Source organism: Desulfatitalea alkaliphila (genome assembly GCF_022968795.1).
GTDB classification, from domain to species: Bacteria; Desulfobacterota; Desulfobacteria; order Desulfobacterales; family Desulfosarcinaceae; genus Desulfatitalea; species Desulfatitalea alkaliphila.
In genome coordinates, this window is the sequence record NZ_JALJRB010000018.1 from 101192 (window position 1) to 108082 (window position 6891).

General features: G+C 61.2%; 5 protein-coding genes. 3 read left to right on the forward strand and 2 right to left on the reverse strand.

Annotated features, from left to right (window positions below; translation table 11 throughout):
• Position 1: 1 nt before the first annotated feature.
• From MRX98_RS15140 to MRX98_RS22195, 3 genes are all read left to right on the forward strand, one after another.
• Positions 2–1699, forward strand: a complete 1698-nt coding sequence (locus MRX98_RS15140) for a C10 family peptidase (protein WP_246911354.1) — start codon at positions 2–4, stop codon at positions 1697–1699.
• 170 nt (positions 1700–1869) lie between these two features.
• Positions 1870–3099: a YcjF family protein gene (locus MRX98_RS15145; protein ID WP_246911357.1), complete on the forward strand. Its 1230-nt coding sequence runs from the start codon at positions 1870–1872 to the stop codon at positions 3097–3099.
• Entirely contained in the window at positions 3096–4646 is a 1551-nt protein-coding gene (locus MRX98_RS22195) for a GTPase family protein (protein ID WP_246911360.1), read from the forward strand. Before MRX98_RS15145 ends, MRX98_RS22195 begins: the two co-directional genes overlap by 4 nt.
• Positions 4647–4677: 31 nt before the next feature.
• Here MRX98_RS22195 and MRX98_RS15155 read toward each other — a convergent pair whose 3' ends face one another.
• Positions 4678–5367, reverse strand: a complete 690-nt coding sequence (locus tag MRX98_RS15155) for an SOS response-associated peptidase (protein ID WP_246911363.1) — start codon at positions 5365–5367, stop codon at positions 4678–4680.
• Positions 5368–5425: 58 nt separating this feature from the next.
• On the reverse strand, positions 5426–6679 hold the full coding sequence (locus MRX98_RS15160; protein ID WP_246911365.1) for an integron integrase: 1254 nt from the start codon (positions 6677–6679) through the stop codon (positions 5426–5428).
• Positions 6680–6891: the final 212 nt, after the last annotated feature.

The following is a 6891-nucleotide window of genomic DNA, read 5'->3' on the forward strand; positions in this document are numbered from 1 at the left end:
CATGCACTCTAAACATCCCGTTCTCTTGCTCTTACTGTTCGGTATTATCTGTATGATGTTCGGCATTGTAGGCCCCGCAGCCGGCAGTGACGTGCCCTACCACACCGCCCACCAGGTGGCCCAGCAAAAGCTGCAACACCACCTCACCCTTTACGGTGCCTGGAACGGCCACACGGCGCCTTACATCGGCGACGGCCAGGCAGTGCACTACAAGGAGCGGCTGGTGGCCTACAATTTCGCCATCGAACCCAGCGGCCACATCCTGGTGGCCGTGGATCGCGCCTTCAGCCCCATCCCCCTTTACTCCGAGCGGGGCCGCTTCGACCCCTCCCGCGCCGACCAGCCCGCCACCCTGGAGTCCTGGATCGTGCCGGAGTTGTACAACCGGGTGGGTGCGCTAAACGCCCATCGCCGCGACACCCGCTCTTTGCCCAGCACCCTGCGCAGGACCGTTTCCGCCGAGGGGACCCGCGTGCAAAGGGCTTGGGATTATTTCACAGGGACGGTCGCCGCTCCTACTGTCGACACGACCCGCTCGGCAGCTATGGATCAACCTGAAGTCAGTACCGTAACGGTAGGGCCCCTGATGGAGACCGCTTGGAATCAAGGCTATCCTTATAACACCTTGGCTCCGGAAATGGACGATTGCGATCACGCGCTCACCGGTTGCGTCGCCACCGCCTGGGCCCAGGCCATGTACTACTATCGGTGGCCGGACGCCGCGACAGGCAGTCACTGGTATCCATGGAACGGCACCATCGTGAGCGCCGTTTTTGAAGGGGTATCCTATGACTGGGATGCGATGCCGGTTATATTTAATGATTATGACAGCTACGATGAAATCGCCCATCCACCTGAAGCCGTATCGATGTTGATGCGTCATGCCGGCGTTGCGGCCGAAATGAATTACGGCTGCGATGAATCAGGTAGTGATTTTTTCGCCAACGATGTGCTGGATACCTATTTCAACTACAAAGCCATGGAGAGACATGATCGTTCGGCGCAGACTGATGCGGTTGAATGGTTTGAGTTAATAAGAAGTGAACTGGATGGTAAACGCATTGTGATCTTTTCCATTTTCGGTGTCAACGGCGGTGGACACGAAGTGGTGGTGGATGGTTACAAGTTGGAAACAGTGTCGGCAGAAGAACCGGAGGTGTTGACTAGAACAGTCCACATCAATCTGGGATGGGGTGGCTATGCTGATGCCTACTATGATATTTCAAATGATTTCGCCACACCGGAGGGCTTTGAGGCTGAATGGACGGCCTCCTCTCAGGTCGCCGTAACCGGCATTGCGCCCAACCAGGACCCTCGTCCAGTGGTAACTGCCGGTACGGACAAGCGGCAGGTCCGGACAGGCGACACCGTCACGCTGAGCGGCAGCACCACGCTGCAACAGGTGCCGGAGCCGCACTACCAGTGGCTCCAGGTAAGCATCGGTGATACAGGGAGCCGGGACGTACCCCCCGTGGTCGTTCTCAGCGATTACGACACCCTCAACGCCACGTTCCGCGCACCGGAGGTGGATGCCACCACCGACTTGGTTTTCATGCTCAAGGTCACCGATACCAATCGCAGCGTGGGTTTTGACAAGGTGACCGTGACTGTTCTTCCCAACAGGTCATCCCCTTCCAGCGGAGGCTCCGGAAGCAGCGGCCCCTGTTTCATCTCGACCCTACAGCGCCCGCGGCGCTGATCTTCCCTCAAGAAAAGCGGCCCGGTTGGAAGTAGCGCGGAGGGGCAAGTGCCCCTCCGCGTTTTCCTTCCTTGCCCACGCCATCCCAAGCCGTCGTTTGACATCCCCCCACCCATTCCTATAATTCCGACAATCGAAAAGCGCCAACCTGCAATCAAACGGGAGCTTCCATGACCACCGACGGCCGCACCGGTCGGGGCCTGCTGGGCCGGCTGCACGATACCCTGCTCCATCCCCGGGTGGACGAAGCGGCCCTGGACCGCGCCCTGCGCGAGGCCGCCGCCCACCATCCGCCGCCGGTGGTGTGGCTGCTGGGCAAGACCCAGGCCGGCAAGACCTCCATCATCCGTGCGCTGACCGGCAGTCCGCACGCCGAAATCGGTGCCGGTTTCCAGAGCTGCACCCGCACGGCCCGCTTCTACGACTTTCCCGAAACCACCCCCTTGGTCCGCTTCCTGGACACCCGGGGGCTGGGGGAGGTGGCCTACGACCCCACCGAGGACATCCGGTTCTGTGAATCCCGGGCCCACCTGATCATCGCCGTGGTCAAGGTGAGCGACACATTGCAGCAGGCCGTTTTCGAGGTGCTGCACGACGTGCGGCGGCGCCATCCCGATTGGCCGGTGGTGATCGCCCAGACCTGTTTGCACGAAACCTACACACCGGATCAGGATCACATCCAACCCTACCCCTATGGGCGGGAAGGCTGGGAAGCCGCGGTGCCCGCCGCCACGGGCCGCGCCATCATCGCCCAGCGGCGGACGCTGGGCGCCTTGCCGGGGGCGGGCGCCTGCACCTGGGTGCCCATCGACCTGACGCCCCCGGAAGAGGGTTACGAGCCGGCCGACTACGGCCTGGAAGCGCTTTGGGAAGCCATCGAGGCCGCCACCGCCTTCGGCTTGCAGGCCATGCTGCGGGACGATGCGGGGGTCCGCGATCTCTACAGCCGGGCGGCCCACCCCCAGATCATGGGCTACGCCACCGCCGCCGGGGCCCTTGGCGCCATGCCCCTGGCGGATATGGCCCTGGTGCCGGCCCTGCAAATGAAAATGTTGCACAGCCTGGCGCGGCTCTATCAAATGAGCTGGACCCGCCGCAGCTCATCGGAGTTTTTCGGCCTGTTGGGCGCCGGCTTCATGGCCGGTTACGGGCTGCGCTGGGCCGGCCGGGGGGCGCTCAAACTGATACCGGGCATCGGCCAGACCCTGGGGGCCGTGTGGGGGGCCACCGCCGGCGCCGCCATCACCTTCGCCCTGGGCAAGGCGGCCTGTTTTTACTTGGAAAAACGCGGGCAGGGCGCCACGGTGGATGGCGAAGCCCTCCGTGCGGTTTACGGCCGGGCCTTCGCCCGCGCCAGCGCGGTGATCCGCCCCGCCGATACCAAGGAGTCCCCACCGTGAAACCGGCCCAAACCCTGATTCGCCGTTTCGGCCGCCTGCGCCTGGCCGCCGCCCTGCTCACCGCCCTGCCGCTGCTGCTGCTGCCGCTGCTGGGCGTTCTGTGGCTCTGGCAAAACCGTTGGCAGTCCTACTGGATGATCGCCCTGGGCGGCTGCGCGCTGCTGGGATACGGTTTGCATCTACTGCTGGCGCGCCTGGAACGCAAGCGCATCATGGCCCGCACCACCGGTCCCGACCCGCTCTGGCCCCCCTCGGCCGATGCCGCCTGGCAATCCGTGGCGCAAATGGCTGACCGGGCCACCCCCCAACAGTGGCCGCTCAACGACGTGGAAAAGCTGGCCCGCCTGGGCCGGGACACCCTGGAACAGGTGGCCCGCCACTATCACCCCCATCGGGACGCCCCCCTGCTGGAACTGACCGTTCCCCACGCCCTGCTGATCATCGAACAGGCCGCCCGTGAGCTGCGCCGGGAGGTGGTGGATCACATTCCCTTCTCCCACCGCCTGACCATCGGCACCCTGTTGCGGGCCAACCGCTTGCGGGAGCTGAGCAAAACCTACGAACCGTGGTACCGCGCCGGGCGGGCCATCGTATCGCCCTACAGCGCCCTGTTCAGCGAACTGCGCCGCACCGTGGCCGGCACCATCGTGGGCTACGGGGTCGACAAGCTCAAAACATGGCTGCTGCAAGAGTATGTGCGCAAAGTGGGCTATTATGCCATCGCGCTGTACAGCGGCCGTATGCTGCTGGAAGACGCGCCGAGCGTCGCCGCGTCCGTGCCCCGAACGGACGCCGACCCTGCGGAAACGCCCGACGGAGCGGACGCTGAAGACGAACCGCTGCGCATCCTGGTCCTGGGCCGCGCCAACGCCGGCAAATCCAGCCTGATCAACGCCCTGTTCGGCCGCCTGACCAGCGCCACGGACATCCTGCCCCACACCACCCGCCGGATCACCGCCCACCGCCTCGAACGGGATGGCATCCCCCTGGCCGAGGTGATCGACGCCCCCGGCAGCGACACCGAGCTGCTGGACGACAAAGCTTTCAACAAAGCCGCCGCCGGCGCCGATCTCATCCTGTGGGTCACCGCCGCCCACCGCCCCGACCGCCAACCCGAGCGCGCCCAATTGGACCGGCTGCGCGCCCTCTACGCGGACAACCCCGCCCGCCGGACGCCGCCCATCCTGGTGGTGGTCAGCCACATCGACCTGCTCCGCCCCGCCCGGCAGTGGTCGCCGCCCTACGATCTGAGCCGGCCCGAGGATCCCAAGGCCCGCACCATCGCCGCCGCCACGGCGGCCGTCGCCCAAGATCTGAACACCCCGCCGGCCCGCACCATACCGGTCTGCCTGGCCCCGGAGCGCACCTACAATGTGGAAGACACCCTCTGGGCCGCCATCCTGGCGCACCAGGACGACGCCCGCCGCGCCCGCTTTCTGCGCTGCCTGGAAACCCGCCGCCGCCAGGAGAACTGGCACCTCGCCTGGCGCCAGCTCGCCAACACCGGCCGCCTGCTGCTGGAAGTCCCCAAGCGGCTGCTCTCCTGAACAGACCATGATTTGTAATTCTGGGAAGTAATCAGAAATCCAACTCGAGCTGCACCGGCTTGATATTCTCCGGCCCATTGTTGCGCACAACGTTGACCCGTCGCGCGACCGGCTGGAAAACCAGATCAACGACGGTTCGCTGCACCAGCATCTCGGAAAGGCCGGCGGTATCGGCGTTGGCCGGGTCCAGCCAGGCCGCGTAGTCGTCCGGGTGCAAAATAGCGGGCATTCGGTGGTGAATCGCTTTCAAATCCCCTTCGGCCGGGCGGGTGATGATGGTGCAGGAAAGGTAAGGCGTCTCCAGCCGACCCCGGTCCGTCCACGACGCCCAAAGGCCGGCGAAGGCAAACGGTGCGCCCCCGGGCAGGGTAATATATACCGGCTGCTTGTCGCCCTTGGGGCCTTTCCATTCATAAAAGCCGTCCGCCGGAATCAGGCAGCGGCGTTTTTTGAAAGCCTCCCGGAAACTGGGCTTGGCAGCCACCGTTTCCATGCGGGCATTAATCATTTTGGCGCCGATGGACGGCTCCTTGGCCCAATGGGGCACCAGGCCCCAATGCAACTGCTGCAATACATTGACCTCTTCCTGTCTCACGACGGCCAGAATCGGCTGGGACGGCGCCACATTGTAGTTAGCGGTCGCTTCCACCGGCGCACGGTCGATGGGCAAATAGCGTTTGAGTTCCTCGACACTCCTGAATCCGACGAAACGGCCACACATGGGTTGCATCTCCTTTGCAGCAGAAATGACGACAGTTTTATGGTAACCATCGCTTCAATCAGACGCAATTCACGTTTTGATCCAGCGGACTGCACACACCCAGCACATTCTTCCTGGCCACATGGGTGTAGATCATGGTCGTCTGCACATCGACATGCCCCAAAAGCACCTGAATCGTCCGGATGTCATACCCATTCTCCAGCAGGTGGGTCGCAAAACTATGGCGCAGCGTATGTGTTGTAACCCGCTTGGGAATCCGGGCGGTTGAGGCCGCATTTTTAACCGCCCGCTGAACAAAATCGGCTGACAAATGGTGCCTGCGGGTCAACTTGCTTCGCGGATCCACGGACAGCCTGTCGGAAGGAAATACCCAAAACCATATCCACTGCCGGGATGCATTGGGATATTTTTTGTCCAATGCACCCGGTAAAGAGACCCCAGGCGTACCGGCTTTTCGGTCGGCATCATAGATTTGGCGAACTTGTTCCAGATGAAGCTTTAATTCTTGCACCGCATTCTCCGGCAGCAGTGTCTGGCGATCCTTGTCCCCTTTGCCCGCACGTACCGTGATCGTGTTGCGTTGAAAATCCAAATCCTGAACCCGCAACCGCGTACACTCGTTCAGTCGAAGCCCGGCTCCATACAGGATTTTCACCATCAGACGAGGAAGGCCGTCAAGCGCGCTGATCATCTGTTTCACCTCCTCCTGGGTCAAAACCGTAGGCAACCGCTCGCCGCGTTTGGACCTCACCACGCTTTGTATGTCGCCGACTTCCCTTTCAAGCACATGCCTATAAAAGAACAGAATGGCGTTGAAGGCCAGGTTCTGAGTGGATTTTGCTACATGGCGATCCACAGCCAGGTAAGAAAGAAAATTGCGAATATGCAAATCCGTCAACTCGCAAGGGCCCACCGGTTTTACATACACAAAAAAATCCCGCAGCCATTTAAGATAGGTCTGCTCGGTGCGGTAGGATCGCTGCTTGAGTCTGAGCATGCGCACCATATCCTCACCAGCCTTTTTCCAATCACCAGCGGACACATTGCTTGCAGGCCCGGCAGCCGAAACGCTTCTACCGGCATAAAAACAGTACAGACTCAGCGCCTCCTTGGCCTGGTCCACCTGCCATTGCTCAAATCGTTTGCCGATTTGAATCAAAAAGGGACCAATCATCTGTTCAGGTTCGCCGGGGCTAACCTGCGATTGGCAAAAGCGGATAAACAGCTTTGTCCAGTGTAAATAGAAAGGCAGATGCTTTTTTGGTATATTGCGATTATTTTTCAAAAAGTTATGAAAATCATCAATCAGCATTGAATAATAAACCTCCGTATTATACCGCAGCCGTATAATATTGATAATTACGAGGAATTACCGCTAACCAAAAAGGGTCTCAAGAAGTCCTGGCCGGGTGTGATCTGAGCAGGGCGTGTGAAGGAGATGTAAAATAGATTGATTTTAATCGGAAAATATGCTGTAGGAGAAGGACTAACCAGCCAAGTTGCCGTTTCATAACCGAATCAAAT

Excerpts from the sequence above, each read along its gene's own strand:
- MRX98_RS15160 (WP_246911365.1), bottom strand. The coding sequence starts at position 6,679 with ATGCTGATTGATGATTTTCATAACTTTTTGAAAAATAATCGCAATATA.
- MRX98_RS15145 (WP_246911357.1), top strand. The coding sequence starts at position 1,870 with ATGACCACCGACGGCCGCACCGGTCGGGGCCTGCTGGGCCGGCTGCAC.
- MRX98_RS15140 (WP_246911354.1), top strand. The coding sequence starts at position 2 with ATGCACTCTAAACATCCCGTTCTCTTGCTCTTACTGTTCGGTATTATC.
- MRX98_RS15155 (WP_246911363.1), bottom strand. The coding sequence starts at position 5,367 with ATGTGTGGCCGTTTCGTCGGATTCAGGAGTGTCGAGGAACTCAAACGC.